Genomic DNA, 18,549 nt, shown 5'->3' on the forward strand with positions numbered 1-18,549 from the left:
ACTGGAGGCGAGGGCGCAAGCCGGCACTACTCGGCGAGGAACGTCGTGGCTGACCAGTTCGACGTCATCGAGGCAGGCGCGCGCGGTCGCCGCCGGTGGATCGGGCTGGTGGTGGTCCTGGCGCTCCTGCTGATCCCCGTTGCCGGCCTGCTCTTCAGCCGGGACCCGGAGCCCAAGCCGCTGATCCCCACCCCCGAGGCACCCATCCGGTCCCTGAGCAGGGTCGAGAACAAGCCGAACGTGTTACGCGCCGCCGCCACGGCCAAGGGCGGCGACGAGGTGATCCAGGTCGTGTTTCCCAACGGGCGGCGGGCCGAAGTGCGTTACCCGGCCGAGCTCGGTCTGGCCGCCATGGGGTCGCGGCCATTCCAAGGCGGCTGGATCGACGGGATCTACCGGCAGTTCGTGGCCCCGTACAGCGAGGTCGAGATCACCAGGGGAGGCGAGCCGATCAGGAACTACGCCCCCAACGTCACCCTCTGGCCGCGCCAGGCGGGCAGCGGCTCGTACGGGCAGGTGCTGCTGTTCGTGTTCGGGCAGTGGCGAGTGGTGATGTACGACCGGGGGCAGGGGCTCTCGTTCGACCAGCGGATAGCGCTCTCACGCGGGCTGAAGGGACGGGCGACCAGAGACGGCTACCTGGTCCTGTCGGCCGCGGGGCCGGTGCGGCTGGCCAGGCCCGGCGAGACCGTGGAGGGGCGGCTGGTGGGGCCGCAGCTCTGGTTCGGTGGTGGGGCGGGGGAGACAGTGGCGATCATGCCGGTGCCCGGTTGCAAGACGAAGACCAGGGTGCAGACCGTGATCGACGGGCGCGGGCGACCCGCCCAGTCGGTGTGCAGGGGCGAGGTGCTGGTCGCGGCCATGGGCTCGGACGGGTTCGGCGACAGGGCGATCCACGGGATCAGGGTCACCTTGAAGTGAGCGCGGTGGCGTCGACGTAAGGGTCGCTGTGGGGTGAGCCCGGTGGCGCGGATGCAGGGGTCGCTGTGGAGTGAGCCGGTGGCGTCGACATAAGGGTCGCTGTGGAGTGAGCGCGGTGGCGTCGATTTAAGGGTCGCCGTGAAGTGGGTCTGGTGGTGCTGAAGTAAAGGTGCGGCGTCAGGGGCGTGTTGAGGTGGGGCTGGTGGCGCTGAAGTAAGGTGCGGCCATGTTCGCCGTAACCGCCACACAGACCGACCCCGACAACCCACTCGCCGGGCTGACGCTCGGCGAACATCCGGAGCCGAAGGCGCCTGACGGGTGGACGACCGTCTCCGTACGGGCCGCCGCGCTCAACCACCACGACCTCTGGACGCTCAAAGGCGTCGGCATCAAGCAGGACCGGCTGCCGATCGTGCTCGGCTGTGACGCCGCGGGAGTGGACGAGGACGGCAACGAGGTCATCGTGCACGCCGTGATCGGCCGAGGCGCCGACGAGACGCTCGACCCGAAGCGCACGCTGCTGTCGGAGTTCTACGACGGCACGTTCGCCGAGCGCGTGACAGTGCCGCGCGGCAATCTGGTGCCCAAGCCGTCCGCGCTCAGTTTCGAGCAAGCCGCCTGCCTGCCCACGGCATGGCTGACCGCGTACCGGATGCTGTTCGACAAGGCCGGGCTGGAGCCCGGCTCCACCGTGCTGGTGCAGGGGGCGGGCGGCGGCGTCGCGACCGCGTTGATCGCGCTCGGCCGGGCCGGCGGCTACCGGGTGTGGGCGACCAGCCGGTCGGAGGAGAAGCGCGAGCGGGCCAGGGAGCTCGGCGCCGACCAGGTCTTCGAGCCGGGCGCGCGGCTGCCCGAGCGGGTGGACGCCGTCATGGAGACCGTCGGCCAGGCGACCTGGGGCCACTCGCTCAAGTCGCTCAGGCCCGGCGGCCGCATCGTGGTGTCAGGCGCGACCAGCGGCGCGGTCCCGCCCGCCGACCTCAACCGGGTCTTCTACATGCAACTTTCCGTCGTCGGCTCCACGATGGGCACCCGTGACCAGCTCCAGCGGCTGGCGGTGTTCCTGGAGCAGACCGGTCTGCGGCCCGTGGTCGACAGGACGATGCCGCTGGCCGACGCGCGCGACGGGTTCGCCGCCATGGCGGAGGGCGACATCTTCGGGAAGGTCGTCTTCACCGTCTGAATAAGTGATGGGTTACTTCTCGGCCTCCTCGGTGGTACAAGGAGAGAAGGGTTGTATCACCCGGGAGGCCGTCATTATGGACGTTGAGCCCTTCAGCCCAGGTTCGATGCACTGGGAGACCGCCGGCGAATACCGCAATCTGCTCGTGGCCGGCAGCGCGCTGGTCCTGCAGACGATGCACCCGGCGGTGGGCGCGGCCGTCGCGGACCACTCGACGTACAAGGACGACCCGTGGGGGCGGCTCGTCCGCACGCTCGCCTCCGTCCAGACCTGGGTGTACGGCGGCGTGGGCGGCCCGGCCGAGGGCGAGCGGCTCAGGAGGCTGCACCGTCGGATCAGCGGCACGGACGAGCGCGGCCGGCCCTACCACGCGCTGAACGGCGAAGCGTGGGCCTGGGTGCACCTGACCCTGTTCGAGCGGTTCATCGCGCTCAACCGCTGTTTCGCCACCCCGTACACGGTCGAGGAAGAGCGGCGGCTCTACGCCGAGTCGCGGCAGCTCGGCGCGATCCTCCAGGTGCCGGAGCGGGAGCTGCCCGCCGACCTGGACGCGTTCTGGCGCTACTTCGACGGCATGGTGGCCGATCGGCTGGAGGCGCATCCGACGGCGCTCGACGTGCTGTCGGTCATGCGCGGCACTCCGGCGCCTCCGCGGCTGCCCAGGCCGCTGCGCCGATGGTGGACGCCCGTCGGGGTGGGGTCGGGGGAGTTCAACCACTTCGTGACCGTCGGCACGTTGCCGCCGGCCGTCCGCACGAAACTGGGGCTGCGGTGGACGGCGCGGGAGGAGCGGCGGCTGCGGCGCCTCGGGCACGCGGTGGCGATGCTGACGCCGCGCCTGCCCGAACGACTGCGGTACATGCCCATCGCCTACAGCGCTCGCAAAGCCGCCCGCAAGGCCGCACGCACCGCCCGCCGCGTCGCGCGCCGCCAACTACGGTCGGCCTAGCCCGGCGGTCGAGGTCCGGCGGAGGTCGGTCGGGGGGTGTTGACCGGTTGGTGGCTGTGGGTCAGCGTTCGAGGATGTCGCGGATGCGGTGGCCGGCGTCGTCGAGCGCCGTACGCAGTTCGTCCAGCTTCTCCGGAGTCAGGCGGGAGTCCGACGCCTCCCTGCGCGCCTGGGCGACGAAGTCGGCCAGCAGTTCGCCCATCTCGGCGTCGAGGTCGGCGCGGTTGGGCGCCGAGCCCCCGAGCGTGGTCCAGACCTCGGACCAGATCCTGCGCCACTCGCCCGTGAGCCGCTCACCCTCGTCCTGCCACTGGTAGGCGTGCTCGGTCCACTGCCGCTTCTGCTGGTCGCGCAGCCGCCTGAACTCCTCCTTCTGCTTCTGCCCGAACCGCCTGCCCTCTTCGCGGGTGTCCGTGCGGACGTCCTTGGCCATCCGCGTCAGCTCGTCGCGCAGTGACTTGACCGTGTCGCGGACGTCTTCCTTCACCTCGCGCGCGATGTCGCGTACGGAGGCGGAGATCTCCTGCTCCAGGTCGTCGAGTTCGTCGAGCCGGCTGTTCAGCTCCTCGCGGCCCTTGTCGGTGATCGAGAACACCTTCTTGCCCTCGACCACCTCGTGCGTCACCAGGCCCTCCTCCTCCAGGCGGGCCAGGCGCGGGTAGATCGTGCCGGGGGAGGGGGAGTAGACGCCGAGGAAACGGTCCTGGAGGAGCCTGATCACCTCGTAGCCGTGGCGCGGGCTCTCTTCCAGCAGCTTGAGCAGGTACAGCCGGAGCCGGCCGTGACCGAAGACAGGGCTCATTCCTTCTCTCCCTTGAGCAGCGCGATCTCGCCGGAGACCGTGGTCACCGACAGTGAGGCCATGCCGCCACCCAGTCGGCCCGACGTGACCTTCATGGCGGGGCCGTTCGTGTTGGACAGTTCGTGGAAGGTGCTGACGACCCTGCCGGAGGTGGACCTCATGGTCACGTCCGCCTCCACGTTCTCCGGCAGCCTGACCAGGATGTCACCGGAGACGCTGTTCAGCGTCACATGACCCGTGGGTCGCAGGGTCAGGTCGGCCGTGATGCGGCCGGACACGCTGGTGGCTTTCAGCCGGCGTGGTGTGCCGTCGGCCACGGTCAGGTCGCCGGAGACGCTCTTGAACGCCAGGTCGCCGTCCATCGCCCGGCTTTCGACGTCGCCCGAGACGGTGTTGGCCGTCACGTCGCCGCTGACCGCGTCGAGCACGATCTCGGCGGAGACGCTCTTGACGTGGGTGGCCCGCTCGAACCCGGCGACCACGGCAGGCGCGGAGACCACGCCGGCGTTGACCCTGCAGGTCTTGGGGACGGCGATCGACAGCACGGTCCTGCGCCGGTCGCGCCGTAGCCAGCCGAGCAGCCCGTCCCAGGTGAGGTCCTTGTAGGCGACGGTGAGCGTCCTGGTGTCCTCGTCGTAGGTGACCAGGAGCGGTGAGGCCGATTCGATCTCGGCGACCTCCAGTGTGGGTGGGCCGTCGCCGGCCAGGACGGCCAGTCTGCCCGCGACGATTCGTACGTCGAGCGTCTCCACTTGATCGAAGGTGAGCTGCTCGGGCTCCTCGATCGTCCACTGCTGCATGACCCGCCCCTTCAACGCGACACAACCGCTCCTATAAACACGATATGTCGCGTTGCTCGAAAACTCAAGATGTATCGCGTTTGAGCTTCGAGGTCGAACGAGATCGACGGGTGGCGATCGTTCAGTCGTCCTCGTCGTCGAGGCGCGCCAGCCAGGTCGCCAGCCGCTCGATCGGCGTCTCGAACTCGGGGTTGAGGTCGACGAACTCGCGCAGCCGCTCACCCAGCCACAGCAGGCTGACCTCCTCCTCGCCGCGCCGTTCGACCAGCTCCTCGATCCCCCGATCGGTGAAGTACATCGTGTCCCCCTTCGACAGGTAGCAGAAGACCCCCGGCCGGGCGGCCGGGGGTCTTTGGGAATCGCGTCAGCCGAACACCTCGTGGAGGATCTCCTCCAGCTCGGTGTCGTGCGAGTTGTGCGAGCCCGTGGCCGGCGAGCTGTTGGCCCGGCGCGACACGCGCCCGAGCGGCCGCCCGCCCAGCGTCTGCGGGTCTTCGGCCAGCTTGAGCGTCAGGTAGGGCCACGGCCCCATGTTGACCGGCTCGTCCTGGGCCCAGACCAGTTCCGCCTGCGAGCCGTACCGCGACAGCTCGGTCGTCAGCTCCTCCGACGGGAACGGGTAGAGGCGCTCAAGCCGGACGATGGCGACGTCGTCACGGCCACTCTTGTCGCGCTGCGCCGCCAGGTCGTAGTAGAGCTTGCCCGAGGTGAAGACGACCTTGGTGACCTTGGCGGGGTCGACGCTCGTGTCGCCGATGACCGGCTGGAAGGTGCCCGAGGTGAAGTCGGACGCCTTGGACGTGGCCGCCTTGTGGCGCAGCAGCGACTTGGGCGTGAAGACCACCAGCGGCTTGTGCCGCTCGGACTCCACCTGCCAGCGCAACAGGTGGAAGTAGTTGGCCGGCGTGCTCGGCTGCGCGACCGTCATGTTGTCGAACGCGCAGACCTGCAGGAACCGCTCGATACGGGCCGAGGAGTGGTCGGGGCCCTGGCCCTCGAAGCCGTGCGGCAGCAGCAGCACGACCGAGGACTTCTGGCCCCACTTCTGCTCGCCCGACGAGATGAACTCGTCGATGATCGTCTGGGCGCCGTTGACGAAGTCGCCGAACTGCGCCTCCCAGGCGACCAGGGCGTTCGGGCGGACGACGCTGTAGCCGTACTCGAAGCCGAGCGCCGCGAACTCGCTCAGCAGCGAGTCGTAGACGTAGAACTTCGTGGTGCCCTGGTTGAAGGTCTTGAGCGGCGTGTGGTCGGCGCCGGTCATCCGGTCCACCAGGACGGCGTGGCGCTGCGTGAACGTGCCGCGCCGGGAGTCCTGGCCGACCAGGCGCACCGGGTTGCCGTCCATGAGCAGCGAGCCGAAGGCCAGCGTCTCGCCCATCGCCCAGTCGATCGCGTCCTGCTCGACCATCTGGCCGCGGCGCTGCAGCACCGGCGCCAGGCGCGGGTGCGGCGTGAAGCCCTCGGGCAGGTTGAGCTGGGTGTCGACGATGCGCTTGAGCGTCTCGTCGTTGATCGCGGTCGGTGTGTCGTCGTGGGACCACTTGACGACCTCGGCTGGCGGCACCCGCATCGCGGCCGCCTCGGCCGGCTTCTTGGCCGCCTCGCGGACCTCGGTGAACGCCTGCTCCAGCTTGGCCTGGTAGTCGCGCAGCGCGGACTCGGCCTCCTCGACCGTGATGTCGCCCCGGCCGATCAGCGCCTCGGTGTAGAGCTTGCGGGTCGAGCGCTTGGCGTCGATCAGGTCGTACATCAGCGGCTGGGTGAAGGCGGGGTTGTCGCCCTCGTTGTGGCCGCGGCGGCGGTAGCAGATGAGGTCGATGACGACGTCCTTGTGGAACGCCTGCCGGTACTCGTAGGCCAGCTCGCCCACGCGCACCACGGCCTCGGGGTCGTCGCCGTTGACGTGGAAGATCGGGGCCTGGATCATCCGGGCCACGTCGGTGGCGTACACCGACGACCTGGACGAGGCGGGCGAGGTGGTGAAGCCCACCTGGTTGTTGACCACCACGTGCACGGTGCCGCCGGTGCGGTAGCCGCGCAGCTGCGACAGGTTGAGCGTCTCGGCCACGACGCCCTGGCCGGCGAAGGCCGCGTCGCCGTGGATGAGGACGGGCAGGACGGTGAAGCCCTCCTCGCCGCGCTCCAGGAGGTCCTGCTTGGCGCGGACGACGCCTTCGAGCACCGGGTTGACCGCCTCCAGGTGGGAGGGGTTGGCGACCACGGAGGAGGTGATGGTCTTGCCGCTCGGCGCGGTGAACGTGCCCGTCGCGCCGAGGTGGTACTTGACGTCACCCGAGCCGTGCGCGGTGCGCGGGTCGATGTTGCCCTCGAACTCGCCGAAGATCTGGGCGTAGGACTTGCCCACGATGTTGGCCAGCACGTTGAGCCGGCCGCGGTGGGCCATGCCCATGACGACCTCGTCGAGGCCCTCGTCGGCGGCGTCGCTGATCACCGAGTCGAGCAGCGGGATCAGGGACTCGCCGCCCTCCAGCGAGAAGCGCTTCTGGCCGACGAACTTCGTCTGCAGGAACGTCTCGAACGCCTCGGCGGTGTTGAGCCGCGACAGGATGTTGAGCTGCTCGTCGCGCTCGGGCGACTTGTGCGCCTTCTCCACCCGCGCCTGGATCCAGGCCCGCTCTTCTGGGTTCTGGATGTGCATGTACTCGATGCCGACCGTGCGGCAGTAGGAGTCGCGCAGCACGCCCAGGATGTCGCGCAGCTTCATCAGCGCGCGGCCGCCGAAACCGCCGGTGGCGAACTCGCGCTCCAGGTCCCACAACGTCAGGCCGTGGGACTGGATGTCGAGGTCGGGGTGCTTGCGCTGCTTGTACTCCAGCGGGTCGGTCTCGGCCATCAGGTGGCCGCGCACGCGGTAGGCGTGGATGAGCTCGATCACGCGGGCGGACTTGGCCACGTCGTCGTCGTGCGTGGCCGAGATGTCCTGGACCCAGCGGACCGGCTCGTACGGGATGCGCAGCGCCTCGAAGATCTCGTCGTAGAAGCCGTCCTCGCCGAGCAGCAGCCGGTGGATCTGGCGCAGGAAGTCGCCCGACTGGGCGCCCTGGATGATCCGGTGGTCGTAGGTGCTGGTCAGCGTCATGACCTTGGAGACGGCCAGGCGCGAGAGCGTGTCGGGGGAGGTGCCCTGGTATTCGGCCGGGTACTCCATCGCGCCGACCCCGATGATCGTGCCCTGGCCGGGCATGAGGCGGGGCACGGAGTGGACGGTGCCGATCGTGCCGGGGTTGGTCAGCGAGATCGTGGTGCCGGCGAAGTCGTCGACGCCGAGCTTGCCGGAGCGCGCCTTGCGGACGACGTCCTCGTAGGCGCTCCAGAACTGGCGGAAGTCCATCTCCTCGGCGCCCTTGATCGAGGGCACGAGGAGCTGGCGCTCGCCGTTGCTCTTCTGCACGTCGATGGCCAGGCCGAAGCCGGTGTGCTCGGGCTTGACCAGCGTCGGCTTGCCGTCGACCTCCGCGTAGGAGAAGTTCATCTCCGGCATGGCCTTGAGGGCCTTGACGATCGCGAAGCCGATCAGGTGGGTGAAGGAGACCTTGCCGCCTCGGCCCCGCTTGAGGTGATTGTTGATCACAATGCGGTTGTCGATGAGCAGCTTGGCCGGGATCGCCCGGACGCTGGTCGCCGTCGGGACCGTCAAGGACATGTCCATGTTGGCGGCCGTGCGCGCCGCGGCGCCGCGCAGCCTGACCTCCTCGGCGCCCTTGGGCACCGGGGTGGCGGCCTGCTTCGGCTTCTCGGCGGCCGGTGGCGCCTTCGGCGGCGCCTGTGGAGGAGCGGGGGCGGTCACAGTGCCGTTCGCCGCCTCCCTGACCGGGGCACGGCCCGGTCCGTTATCAGGGTTGTAGTCAGCGAAGAAGTTCCACCAGGCCTTGTCAACAGACTCAGGATCTTGGAGGTACTTCTGGTACAGCTCGTCGACAAGCCACTCGTTCTGACCAAAGCTTGCCAGCGGGTTTGCCCGCGACGACTGAGACGACACGGCGGAAATCGCCCTCTTCCGCAGATCGGCGTTGATGTTAGAGAACCTGTCCAAGGCTACTCGCCCGGACCGGCAGCGCGCGCCGAAGAGGACGTGCTGCCTCGAACGATCCTCTCAGGACAGCGCGCGGAGGTCACGTCCCCCTCGTCAATCCAGGTGGTGTCGCAATTATTACTCTTTGGTATCAACGCCACGCCGACAGGTTTATTTCCCGCCGGTCAGGAGGCTGCTGGCAATCCGTACCTGAGGTGACAACTCGGACAGTAGGTCGGTCAGTTCCTCGCCGGCCTGCTTGAGCTCCTCCAGCGACATCGGCTCCAGGCGTTCGAGGAGGAAGATCGCGTTCGTGGTCTCCTCGGTGAGCCGGGTGCGCACCACCTGACGCCAGTTCCACCTGCGGCAGGTGACGCCGACGTCGTCGCGCCAGATCACCTCGCCGGGCTCCGGCGTCCCGAGCGCCTCCTCCGACGCCTCGTCGCCGGTCGCCCTGACCAGCCGGGCCGGGCCCTCGTAGCGGTCGAGGTCCTCGCCGCCGATCGGCAGCGCGTGCTTCACGCTGATCGTGTTGTACGCGTCGACGACCTGGTTGATCTCCGGCAACGGCATCCGCCGGGTGAGCGCGTCGACCGACGGCCTGGTGCGCTGGGGTTTGGCCCCGAAGGCGCGGTAGGCGTCCTTCCACGCGTCGATCTTGGTGGTCTGAACCTCCTGCGTCGCGGCCTCCGCCAGCCAGGCCCTGGACCGGTCGTCGGTGGGCCCGTTGCGCAGCCCGTGGGCGGTCATGATCAGCACGGCGAAGTCGGGACGCAGTTCGAAGACGGCGTCGTCCACCCGGATGTCGTCAAGCACCCGGCCAGTCTACGAGCGGGGAATCCGCAGAATTACCTTTGCAAAATTGTCTTTGCGGTTTATGGTGACCTCATGGAGCACCAGTACAAGATCAGCGATCCGCAGGTACTCAAGGCGGTCAGCCACCCGCTGCGGGTGCGCCTGCTGGGCCTGCTGCGCACCGACGGCCCGGCCACCGCCAGCGAGCTGGGCCGCAAGGCCGGCGAGAGCTCGGGTTCGACCAGCTACCACCTGCGCGAGCTGTTCAAGTACGGCTTCATCGAGGAGGACGACGACCAGCGCGACGGCCGCGAGCGCCGCTGGCGGGCCCGGCACGCCTACACCTCATGGGACGCCGCCGAGATGTCCGACACCGCCGAGGGCCGCGAGGCCGTCAGGATCATGCACCTGCGGCAGGCCGAGATGGTCCAGCGGCTGCTGGGGGAGTTCGACGTCGCGCAGTGGCCACGCGACTGGGTCGACGCCGCGGGCATGAGCGACCACATCGTCTCGCTGCCGCCCGCCGGGCTGCGCGAGTTCAAGGAGAAGGCCGAGGCGCTGCTGCGCGACCTGGCCGCCAAGTACGCCGGCGACCCCGAGGCCAGGCAGGTCAGCGCCTGGCACGGCGCCGTGCCGCGATCGACACCGACGGAGGAAGACTCATGACCGCACGTTCCGCGTTACGCCGCTACATGCTCGTCAGCTTCCTGACCTGGCTGCCCATCGGGCTCATGATGGCCCCGATGGTGCTGCTGATGACCGAGCGCGGCCTCAGCCTGGCCCAGGTCGGTCTGACGATCACCGTCTTCTCGGTCGTCACCGTCGGCCTCGAGCTGCCCACGGGCGGCCTGGCCGACGTCGTGGGCCGGCGGATGGTGCTGGCTGTCTCCGCCGCGCTCACCGTGGCCGCGTTCGTGCTGCTGAGCGTGTCCACGACGCTCTGGATGTTCGTGGTGAGCAGCGTGCTCAAGGGCGCGGCCAGGGCGCTGTCCAGCGGCCCCGCCACCTCCTGGTACATCGACACGCTCCACGGGATCGAGGGCCCCGACGCCGATCTCAAACCGGGTCTGGCCAAGGGCGGCGCGATGGAGTCGGTGGCGTTGTGCGTGGGCGTGCTGGCCGGCGGCGGCCTGCCGCTCCTGGTGCCCGCCCAGGTGATCTTCCCGCTGGCCGCGCCGTCCCTGGTCGGTGCGGTGGCGGCGGCCGTGCTGCTGGTCGTGGTGGTGCTCGCCCTGCCGGAACCGAAGCACGCCCGCAGGTCGCTGGCGAGCGTGCTGCGCGAGGTCCCGGCCACGATCGGGTCGAGCGTGCGGTTGTCGGTCGGCGTGCCGCTGCTGCGCCGCATGATGCTCGCCGCCGCGAGCTCCGGCGTGGTGCTGATGGCCATCGAACTGCTCACGCCGGGCCGGCTGGCCGAGCTGGCGGGCGCGGCGGAAAGCGGCAGCCTGGCCTACGCCGTCGTCGCGGCCCTCGGGTTCGCGGGCAGCGCGGCCGGCAGCGCCCTGGCCCCGTACGTGGCACGGCTGGCCGGCGGCTCGGCCAGGGGGGCGGTGGCGGGCACGGTGCTGACCGCCCTGTCGGTCGGCGCGCTGGCCGCCACGGCGGGGCTCATGGGCGTCGCCGGGCTCCTGACCGCCGGGCTGGCCTACGTCGTGCTGTTCGCGGGCAGCGCGGTGCGGGGCCTGCTCTGCCTGGAGATGACGCAGCACGCGGTCACCACCGCCGAGCGCACCACCATCGCCTCGACCAGCTCGCTGTCGCTGCAGTCCGGCGGGATCCTGGCGAACCTGACGCTCGGCACGCTGGCCACCCAGGCCGGCGCCGCGCCCGCCTGGGGGATCGCCGCGGCCGTGATGCTCTCCTCGGCCCTGGTGTTCGCGCGGATGCCCGCCGCTGGATCGTCCAGTCCAGCTCAGGCCCAACCGGCACGATCCGGCTCGGGTTGAGGAGAGGGTACTCACACGCGGGCCGAGGCGTTCTGTGAAGCGGTTCGGCTGCCGGACGTCTCGCGGCTCGGCTTCATGGACCCAGTGGGACACGATTCGGGCACAGAACTATATTCGGGACATGAGCAAGTTCGTGGTGACCCCTGCCAGCTCGGCGCAGCGGGAGGCGTGGACCGGCGGGACGATGCCCGGCGTCGAGCGGGTACGTCCTGGGTTGTGGTCGGTGCCGGTGCCCATTCCGATCAACCCCCTGAGGTACGTGCTCGTCTACGTCCTGGAGCTGCCCGACGGCGTGGTCATCGTGGACGCCGGGTGGAACACCGACGAGGCGTACGACGCCCTGACGGCCGGGCTGGGCGTGGCCGGATACACGATCACCGACGTCAAGGGCGTGCTGGTCACCCACATCCACCCCGACCACTACGGCCTGGCCGGACGCGTCCGCGAGGCGTCGGGCGCCTGGATCGCGCTGCACCCGGCCGACGCCCGCCTGGTGCGTGAGCGCTACGACGACGAGGCCATCGACTCCCTCGTCCGGCGGGAGCGCGCGCTGCTGGTCCGCTGCGGCGTGCCCGCGCTGACGCTGGACGAGCTGGCGGGCGCCTCGATGATGATCAGGCACATGGTCTCGATGGCCGCGCCCGACCGGCTCGTCGAGGACGGTGACGAGCTCGGGCTGCCCGGCTGGGACCTGCGGGCCGTCTGGACCCCCGGCCACTCGCCCGGCCACCTGTGCTTCGTCTCGCCCTCGCGCCGGCTGCTGTTCTCCGGCGACCACGTGCTCGCCAAGATCACGCCCATCGTGGCCGTGCACCCCCAGTCGGGCCCGAACCCCCTGGCCGACTATCTCGCCTCGCTGGCCGCCGTGCGCAAGCTGGACGTCGAGGAGGTGCTGCCGGCGCACGAGTACCGGTTCCTGGAGCTGGCCGAGCGGGTGGACAGCGTGCTGGCCCACCACGACGAGCGGCTGGCCGAGATCGAGGGGGTGATCAGGGCGTCCGACGGGGTCGCCTGCTGGACGGTGACGACGCGGCTGAGCTGGTCGCGGCCGTGGGAGACGATCCCGCCGTTCATGCGGCGCGCGGCCAACAACGAGACGCTGGCCCACCTGTTCTGGCTGGAGGCCAAGGGACGGGTGCGGCGGGTGGCGGGCGAACCCGACCTGTGGTTCCCCCTCTGATCGGGACTTCGGGCCCGGGGCGGGTTATCGTGCTCGTACTAGAATGTTGTTCTCCGGGAGGTTCGATGCTGCGCTTCGATGACAGGGTCGCGATCGTCACGGGAGCCGGGCACGGTCTCGGCAGGTCGCACGCGCTCCTGCTGGCCGAGCGGGGCGCCAAGGTCGTCGTCAACGACCTCGGGGGCGCGCTCGACGGCACGGGGGCCTCGGCCGGGCCGGCGGCCGAGGTGGTCGACCTGATCACGAAGAACGGCGGCCAGGCCGTCGCCAACGCCGACAACGTCGCCACGCCCGAGGGCGCCAGGGCCATCGTGCAGACGGCGCTCGACGCGTTCGGCGGGGTCGACATCGTCGTCAACAACGCCGGCATCCTGCGGGACAAGTCGTTCGGGAAGATGGCCGTCGAGGAGTTCGACGGGGTGCTGGCCGTGCACGTACGCGGGTCGTACCTGGTCAGCCAGGCCGCGTACCCGATCATGAAGGCCGCGGGCTACGGGCGTGTCGTCAACACCTCCAGCCCGGCGGGCCTGTTCGGCAACTTCGGCCAGGCCAACTACTCCACCGCGAAGATGGGTCTGGTGGGCCTGACCAAGACGCTCGGCATCGAGGGGGCGCGCAACGGCATCAAGGCCAACGCCATCGCGCCCGTCGCCTGGACCCGGATGACGGAGGCGCTGCTTCCCGCCGAGTTCGAGGCCAAGTTCACGCCGGAGCGGGTCAGCGCGCTGGTGGCCTACCTGGTGCACGAGTCGTGCGAGGCGAGCGGCGAGGTGTTCAGCGTCGGGGGCGGCCGGGTGGCGCGGGTGTTCGTGGCTGAAGGGCCCGGCTGGAAGGATGACGACCTCACGCCGGAGGCCGTCGCGGGCAACTGGGAGGCGATCATGGCCGAGCAGCCGTACGTGCTGACGGCCGGCGACTCCATGAAGGCGATGCTCTGACCGCCGGACGCCCCAACCGCTGAGCGCTCCAACCCGCCCGGTGCTCCAACCGGCCGCCTGACGTTCTGGCGGCCGATGCTCTGGTCGCCCGCCGAAGATCGCCCGCCGAAGTTCTGAGAGCCGATCCCCGTCCGGGGGTCGGCTCTTGGTCGTTGCGGGCACGCCCGAAATGTCGTAAATGGAGGGGCGAAGGCAGGCTTTGTTCGATCTTCGGCGGAAGTTGGGCGAGTTTGGTCGATCCAGCCCCTTGATTTGCCGCATCGGTGATCTTATTGTCGCGACATGACCCCCCAGCCGGGCTCTGCCGGAGACGTGCTGACGCTGATCAGCGCCGGCTCCGCGACCACCCGTTCCGATCTCGCGAGGCTCACGGGCCTGGCCAGATCCACGATCTCCCAGCGCGTCGACGCGCTGATCGAGCGCGGCCTGGTGGAGGAGACCGAGAACGGCGAGTCCACCGGCGGACGGCCGCCGCGCCAGCTCCGCCTGCACACCGAGGACCACGCCTTCGCCGGCGTCGACCTGGGCGCCACCCACTGCCGGGTCGCGCTCATGGACATCTCGGGCGAGGTGCTGGCCGAGTGCGAGGACCACCTGCTGATCAGCGACGGGCCCGAGGACGTGCTCGCCCACGTGGACGCGCGCCTCGACCGGCTGCTCGGCCAGGCGAACCGGCCGAGGTCGATGCTGCGCGCGATAGGCATCGGGGTGCCGGGCCCGGTGGAGTTCGCCACGGGACGGCCGAACAATCCGCCGATCATGCCCGGCTGGAACGACTACCCGATCCCCGAGTACTTCGGCGGCGAGCTCTCGGTGCTGGTCGACAACGACGTCAACGTGATGGCGCTGGGCGAGCACCGCAACGCCTTCCCCGGCGCGGGACACCTGCTGTTCGTCAAGGTCGGCACCGGAATCGGCTGCGGCATCATGGCCGAGGGCAAGTTGCACAGAGGCGCCCAGGGCTCGGCGGGCGACATCGGCCACATCAGGGTCAGCGGTCACGACGACGCCGGCTGCCGGTGCGGCAACAGCGCCTGTCTGGAGGCCGTGGCCGGCGGGGCGGCGATCGCGCGGCGGCTGAGCGAGCTGGGCCTGGCGGCCGAGTCGGGCGGTGACGTCGTGGCGCTCGTCCAGGCAGGCAACACCCAGGCGCTGCGGCTGGTCAGAGAGGCCGGCCGGCTCATCGGCGAGGTGCTGGCCGGTCTGGTCAACTTCTTCAACCCCGAGGTCATCGTCATCGGCGGCGCGCTGTCGCGGGTGCACGAGCACCTGCTGGCGGGGATCAGGGAGACGGTCTACCGCCGGTCCCTGCCGCTGGCCACCCACCACCTGTCCATCACCCCCAGTCGAACGGGGATCAACGCGGCCGCTCTGGGCGCGGGGATCCTCGCCATCGAGCACTACCTGTCACCGGACAACATCAACCGCATCGTCAACGCCTGAAAGGGATCTCCCGATGCTGGCCATCAAGGGCATCGTCAAACAGTTCCCCGGCGTGCGCGCGCTGGACGGGGTCGACCTGGACGTGCGGGCGGGCGAGGTGCACTGCCTGCTCGGCCAGAACGGCGCCGGCAAGTCGACCCTGATCAAGGTCCTGGCCGGCGTCCACCAGCCGGACGAGGGCACGATCGTCTTCAACGGGGCGCAGGTGCGTCCCGGCAGCCCGATCGACGCCATCAAGCTCGGCTTCGCCACCATCTACCAGGAGCTTGACCTGGTCGACGGGCTCAGCGTGGCCGAGAACATCTTCCTCGGCCACGAGCACGCCCGCTTCGGCTTCGTGAACAGGGCGGCCGCCAGGCGCGCCGCCCGCGAGGTGCTGGAGCGGCTCGGCCACCCGGAGATCCGCCCGGCCTCCGAGGTCGGACGGCTCTCGCCGGCGGCCAAGCAGGTCGTCTCGATGGCCCGCGCGCTCTCCCACGACGCCCGCCTGATCATCATGGACGAGCCGTCGGCGGCCCTCGCCCACGACGAGGTCGCCAACCTCTTCCGGATCATCCGCGAGCTCACCGCCCAGGGCGTGGCCGTCGTCTACATCTCCCACCGGCTGGAGGAGATCCGCGAGATCGGCGACCGGGTGACGGTGCTCAAGGACGGACGCACGGTCGCCGTGGGCCTGCCGGCCCGCGACACGCCCACGGCGCAGATTGTTTCGCTCATGACGGGCCGCAACGTCGAATACGTCTTCCCTCCCAGAGGCGGGCGCCAGCTGGGCGAGGAGGTCCTGCGCGTCGAGGGCCTGCGCTCGCCCGGCGTCTTCTCCGACGTCTCCTTCTCCGTGCGGGCGGGCGAGATCGTCGGGCTGGCCGGCCTCGTCGGCTCGGGCCGCTCGGAGATCCTGGAGGCGGTGTACGGCGCCCGCCCCGCCTCGGGCCGGGTGCTGCTGGCCGGGCAGCCCGTCCGCCGGGGCGTCGTCGGCACCGTCCGCCGCGGCATGGGCCTGGCCCCAGAAGAGCGCAAGGCTCAGGCCCTGCTGCTCGACCAGAGCGTCACCGCCAACATCACGCTGGGCAGCCTGCCGGAGTTCGCCAGGTTCGGGTGGATCGACCGCAAACGCGAGCGGGAGGAGGCCAAGCGGCTGTCGGAAATGCTGGACATCCGCCCGCCCGATCCTGAACGCCCGATCAGAACCCTGTCGGGCGGCAACCAGCAGAAGGCCGTGCTGGCCCGCTGGCTGCTCGGCGGACGCAAGCTGCTCCTGCTCGACGAGCCCACCAGGGGCGTGGACGTGGGCGCCAGGGCCGAGCTGTACGCGGTCATCCACGACCTGGCCGAGCAGGGCATCGGCGTGCTGCTGGTCTCCAGCGAGGTGCCGGAGGTGCTCGGCCTGGCGGACCGGGTGCTGGTGCTGCGCGAGGGGTCCGTCATCCACGAGGGCGACGCCGCGGAGCTCGACGAACATCGCGTACTGGACATGATCATGGATGGGAGGGCAGCGTGATGAGCGAGCCCACAAGACAGGCGCATCCGCCTGCCGAAAAGGCGCACGCCTCGCCGATCAGAGGGCTGGCCCTAGGGGAGATGCGCCATCTCGGGCTGATCGGAGCGCTGCTGCTGCTGGTGATCGTCGGCCTGATCACCCGCCCGGAGAACTTCGCCACCGCCTCCAACCTGGTCAGCATCCTGTCCCTGGCCGCCACGATCGGCGTGATCACGGTCGGGGCCACGTTCGTGATCATCGGCGGCGGCATCGACCTGTCGGTGGGCGCGGTCATGGCCCTGGCCTCGGTGTGGGCGACGACACTCGCCACACAGTCGTACGGGCCGGTGGTGATGGCGATCTGCGCGATCCTCGTCGGAACCGGGGCGGGGCTGGTCAACGGGTTACTCATCGCCTATGGGCGGCTGGTGCCGTTCATCGCCACGCTGGCCATGCTCGTGGCCGCCCGAGGGCTGGCCCAGCGCATGTCCGACCGCAAGACGCAACTCGTCCAGAGCGAGAACTCCGCGATCGTGGAGCTGTCGACCACCCGGGTGCTCGGCATCCCGCTGCTGGTCTACATCTTCGCCCTGGTCGTGGTGCTCGGCTGGATCGTGCTCAACCGCACGACCTTCGGACGGCGGACGTACGCGGTCGGCGGCAACCCCGAGGCGGCCAGGCTCGCCGGCATCGACGTGCGCAGGCACACGATGCTGCTCTACGCCCTGTCGGGGCTGTGCTGCGGCATCGCCGCCATCCTCATCATGGCGCGTACGACCACGGGCTCGTCCACCCACGGCGACCTGTACGAACTCGACGCCATCGCCGCCGTGATCATCGGCGGCACGCTGCTGACCGGGGGGCGGGGCACGATCGTGGGCTCGATCCTGGGTCTGCTGATCTTCACCCTCATCACCAACCTGTTCATTCTCAACGGGCTCGACACCAGCGACCAGCTGATCGCCAAGGGCCTGATCATCGTCGTCGCCGTCCTTCTCCAGCGGCGGAACCTGAAGGAGAGAGCACCATGAGTGAGAACGTCGCGCGCCGGGGATTCCTCGTCGGCGGGGTCGCCCTTTTAGCGGCCGGCTGCACCAGCAACGAGCCCGCGGCCGCGCCCAGCAGCGCGGCGCCGGCGCCGGCTCCCGCGGCCAGCGGCAACGATCAGCCCGGTCAGAAGGTCGTCATCGGCTTCTCCGCGCCGGCGGCCGACCACGGCTGGATCGCGGCGATCGCCAAGAACGCCGAGGCGACCGCGAAGCAGTACACCGACATCGAGTTCAAGCCCGTCGAGCCCACCAATGACATCAACCAGCAGATCTCCGCGGTCGAGTCGCTCATCGCGGCCAAGGTGAACGCGCTGGTGATCCTGCCGAACGACGGCCAGCAACTCAACCAGGTCGCGTTGCAGGCCACCGAGGCGGGCATCCCGGTCATCAACCTCGACCGGGTCTTCCCCGACAAGCTGGCCTATCGGACCTGGGTCGGCGGCGACAACTACGGCATGGGCGTCGCGGCCGGCCACTTCATCGGCAAGCAGCTCAAGGACAAGGGCGTGTCGAACCCGGTGATCGTCGAGATCCAGGGCATCGCCACGCTGCCGCTGACGCAGGACCGCAGCAAGGGCTTCACCGACGCGCTGAAGACGTACGGGTTCAGCGTGACGGCCAAGCAGGACGCCAAGTTCACGGTCGAGAGCGGCAACCAGGTGGCCACGTCGCTGCTCCAGGCGCACAAGAAGATCGACGCGCTCTGGAACCACGACGACGACCAGGGCGTCGGCGTGCTGGCCGCGATCAAGGAGGCCAACCGCGACGAGTTCATCATGGTCGGCGGCGCTGGCTCGCTGAACATGATGAAGGAGATCCAGTCGGGCACGTCGGTGCTGAAGGCCACGGTCACCTACAGCCCCACCATGGCCTCCTCGGCGATCAAGCTCGCGCGTCTGATAGCACAGGGGAAGGGCATGAGTGATCTGGTGGAGGTCCAGGTACCCCAGGCGATCACGCTCGCGTCCGAGACCATCACCAAGGAGAACGTCGAGAAGTACCTGTCGCTCGGCTTCGAATCCTGATCGGG

16 protein-coding genes are annotated in these 18,549 nt (G+C 69.7%); 11 read left to right on the forward strand and 5 right to left on the reverse strand.

The window, feature by feature from the left end; all coding sequences use genetic code 11:
• The first annotated feature begins 45 nt into the window (after positions 1-45).
• The 3 genes from ACFOY2_RS34500 to ACFOY2_RS34510 all read left to right on the forward strand — a co-directional run bounded on the left by ACFOY2_RS34500 (position 46) and on the right by ACFOY2_RS34510 (position 3,053).
• Positions 46-921 carry a hypothetical protein gene (locus ACFOY2_RS34500; protein WP_379532298.1) on the forward strand — a complete coding sequence of 292 codons (876 nt, stop codon included), beginning with the start codon at positions 46-48 and terminating at the stop codon, positions 919-921.
• Positions 922-1,147: 226 nt separating this feature from the next.
• A complete protein-coding gene (locus ACFOY2_RS34505) occupies positions 1,148-2,104 on the forward strand; it encodes a zinc-binding dehydrogenase (RefSeq protein WP_379532299.1) in 957 nt (318 codons plus the stop codon).
• A 106-nt stretch (positions 2,105-2,210) separates the two neighbouring features.
• Positions 2,211-3,053, forward strand: coding sequence for an oxygenase MpaB family protein (locus ACFOY2_RS34510; RefSeq protein ID WP_379532300.1), 843 nt, complete (start codon positions 2,211-2,213; stop codon positions 3,051-3,053).
• Between the two features lie 61 nt (positions 3,054-3,114).
• On the opposite strand, the gene ACFOY2_RS34515 is transcribed toward ACFOY2_RS34510, so the two are convergent.
• From ACFOY2_RS34515 to ACFOY2_RS34535, 5 genes are all read right to left on the reverse strand, one after another.
• Complete coding sequence (locus ACFOY2_RS34515) at positions 3,115-3,855, reverse strand: PadR family transcriptional regulator (protein WP_379532301.1); 741 nt, start codon at positions 3,853-3,855, stop codon at positions 3,115-3,117.
• Positions 3,852-4,655, reverse strand: a complete 804-nt coding sequence (locus tag ACFOY2_RS34520; protein ID WP_379532302.1) for a DUF4097 family beta strand repeat-containing protein — start codon at positions 4,653-4,655, stop codon at positions 3,852-3,854. The genes ACFOY2_RS34515 and ACFOY2_RS34520 overlap by 4 nt, the downstream gene beginning before the upstream one ends.
• 121 nt (positions 4,656-4,776) lie before the next feature.
• The gene (locus ACFOY2_RS34525) at positions 4,777-4,953 is read right to left on the reverse strand and encodes a DUF6104 family protein (RefSeq protein ID WP_181308704.1); all 177 of its coding nucleotides are present in this window, start codon (positions 4,951-4,953) and stop codon (positions 4,777-4,779) included.
• Between the two features lie 66 nt (positions 4,954-5,019).
• Positions 5,020-8,658 (reverse strand): multifunctional oxoglutarate decarboxylase/oxoglutarate dehydrogenase thiamine pyrophosphate-binding subunit/dihydrolipoyllysine-residue succinyltransferase subunit, encoded by a 3,639-nt coding sequence (locus ACFOY2_RS34530; RefSeq protein ID WP_379532303.1) that lies wholly within the window; start codon positions 8,656-8,658, stop codon positions 5,020-5,022.
• A gap of 204 nt (positions 8,659-8,862) precedes the next feature.
• Positions 8,863-9,507 (reverse strand): B3/B4 domain-containing protein, encoded by a 645-nt coding sequence (locus ACFOY2_RS34535; RefSeq protein WP_379532304.1) that lies wholly within the window; start codon positions 9,505-9,507, stop codon positions 8,863-8,865.
• 72 nt (positions 9,508-9,579) lie between these two features.
• On the opposite strand from ACFOY2_RS34535, the gene ACFOY2_RS34540 reads away from it, so the two are divergent.
• The 8 genes from ACFOY2_RS34540 (at position 9,580) to ACFOY2_RS34575 (ending at position 18,544) form a co-directional block, all read left to right on the forward strand.
• Positions 9,580-10,152, forward strand: coding sequence for a helix-turn-helix domain-containing protein (locus ACFOY2_RS34540; protein ID WP_379532305.1), 573 nt, complete (start codon positions 9,580-9,582; stop codon positions 10,150-10,152).
• The gene (locus tag ACFOY2_RS34545) at positions 10,149-11,432 is read left to right on the forward strand and encodes an MFS transporter (RefSeq protein WP_379532306.1); all 1,284 of its coding nucleotides are present in this window, start codon (positions 10,149-10,151) and stop codon (positions 11,430-11,432) included. The genes ACFOY2_RS34540 and ACFOY2_RS34545 overlap by 4 nt, the downstream gene beginning before the upstream one ends.
• A gap of 121 nt (positions 11,433-11,553) precedes the next feature.
• Entirely contained in the window at positions 11,554-12,612 is a 1,059-nt protein-coding gene (locus ACFOY2_RS34550; protein ID WP_379532307.1) for an MBL fold metallo-hydrolase, read from the forward strand.
• Between the two features lie 65 nt (positions 12,613-12,677).
• Positions 12,678-13,550 carry an SDR family NAD(P)-dependent oxidoreductase gene (locus ACFOY2_RS34555; RefSeq protein ID WP_379532308.1) on the forward strand — a complete coding sequence of 291 codons (873 nt, stop codon included), beginning with the start codon at positions 12,678-12,680 and terminating at the stop codon, positions 13,548-13,550.
• A 282-nt stretch (positions 13,551-13,832) separates the two neighbouring features.
• The gene (locus ACFOY2_RS34560; RefSeq protein ID WP_379532309.1) at positions 13,833-14,993 is read left to right on the forward strand and encodes an ROK family transcriptional regulator; all 1,161 of its coding nucleotides are present in this window, start codon (positions 13,833-13,835) and stop codon (positions 14,991-14,993) included.
• A gap of 13 nt (positions 14,994-15,006) precedes the next feature.
• Positions 15,007-16,491: a sugar ABC transporter ATP-binding protein gene (locus ACFOY2_RS34565; protein ID WP_379532310.1), complete on the forward strand. Its 1,485-nt coding sequence runs from the start codon at positions 15,007-15,009 to the stop codon at positions 16,489-16,491.
• Positions 16,491-17,501, forward strand: coding sequence for an ABC transporter permease (locus tag ACFOY2_RS34570; protein ID WP_379532311.1), 1,011 nt, complete (start codon positions 16,491-16,493; stop codon positions 17,499-17,501). The genes ACFOY2_RS34565 and ACFOY2_RS34570 overlap by 1 nt, the downstream gene beginning before the upstream one ends.
• Positions 17,498-18,544 carry an ABC transporter substrate-binding protein gene (locus ACFOY2_RS34575; protein WP_379532312.1) on the forward strand — a complete coding sequence of 349 codons (1,047 nt, stop codon included), beginning with the start codon at positions 17,498-17,500 and terminating at the stop codon, positions 18,542-18,544. Before ACFOY2_RS34570 ends, ACFOY2_RS34575 begins: the two co-directional genes overlap by 4 nt.
• Positions 18,545-18,549 lie beyond the last annotated feature (5 nt).

The sequence above is a fragment of the Nonomuraea purpurea genome, from assembly GCF_042650645.1.
Taxonomy (GTDB): Bacteria; Actinomycetota; Actinomycetes; order Streptosporangiales; family Streptosporangiaceae; genus Nonomuraea; species Nonomuraea purpurea.

What these genes read in the sequence shown, in the direction of transcription:
- ACFOY2_RS34505 (WP_379532299.1), top strand. Translation starts at nt 1,148, where the DNA reads ATGTTCGCCGTAACCGCCACACAGACCGACCCCGACAACCCACTCGCC.
- ACFOY2_RS34510 (WP_379532300.1), top strand. Translation starts at nt 2,211, where the DNA reads ATGCACTGGGAGACCGCCGGCGAATACCGCAATCTGCTCGTGGCCGGC.
- ACFOY2_RS34515 (WP_379532301.1), bottom strand. Translation starts at nt 3,855, where the DNA reads ATGAGCCCTGTCTTCGGTCACGGCCGGCTCCGGCTGTACCTGCTCAAG.
- ACFOY2_RS34520 (WP_379532302.1), bottom strand. Translation starts at nt 4,655, where the DNA reads ATGCAGCAGTGGACGATCGAGGAGCCCGAGCAGCTCACCTTCGATCAA.
- ACFOY2_RS34525 (WP_181308704.1), bottom strand. Translation starts at nt 4,953, where the DNA reads ATGTACTTCACCGATCGGGGGATCGAGGAGCTGGTCGAACGGCGCGGC.
- ACFOY2_RS34540 (WP_379532305.1), top strand. Translation starts at nt 9,580, where the DNA reads ATGGAGCACCAGTACAAGATCAGCGATCCGCAGGTACTCAAGGCGGTC.
- ACFOY2_RS34545 (WP_379532306.1), top strand. Translation starts at nt 10,149, where the DNA reads ATGACCGCACGTTCCGCGTTACGCCGCTACATGCTCGTCAGCTTCCTG.
- ACFOY2_RS34550 (WP_379532307.1), top strand. Translation starts at nt 11,554, where the DNA reads ATGAGCAAGTTCGTGGTGACCCCTGCCAGCTCGGCGCAGCGGGAGGCG.
- ACFOY2_RS34555 (WP_379532308.1), top strand. Translation starts at nt 12,678, where the DNA reads ATGCTGCGCTTCGATGACAGGGTCGCGATCGTCACGGGAGCCGGGCAC.
- ACFOY2_RS34560 (WP_379532309.1), top strand. Translation starts at nt 13,833, where the DNA reads ATGACCCCCCAGCCGGGCTCTGCCGGAGACGTGCTGACGCTGATCAGC.
- ACFOY2_RS34565 (WP_379532310.1), top strand. Translation starts at nt 15,007, where the DNA reads ATGCTGGCCATCAAGGGCATCGTCAAACAGTTCCCCGGCGTGCGCGCG.
- ACFOY2_RS34570 (WP_379532311.1), top strand. Translation starts at nt 16,491, where the DNA reads ATGAGCGAGCCCACAAGACAGGCGCATCCGCCTGCCGAAAAGGCGCAC.
- ACFOY2_RS34575 (WP_379532312.1), top strand. Translation starts at nt 17,498, where the DNA reads ATGAGTGAGAACGTCGCGCGCCGGGGATTCCTCGTCGGCGGGGTCGCC.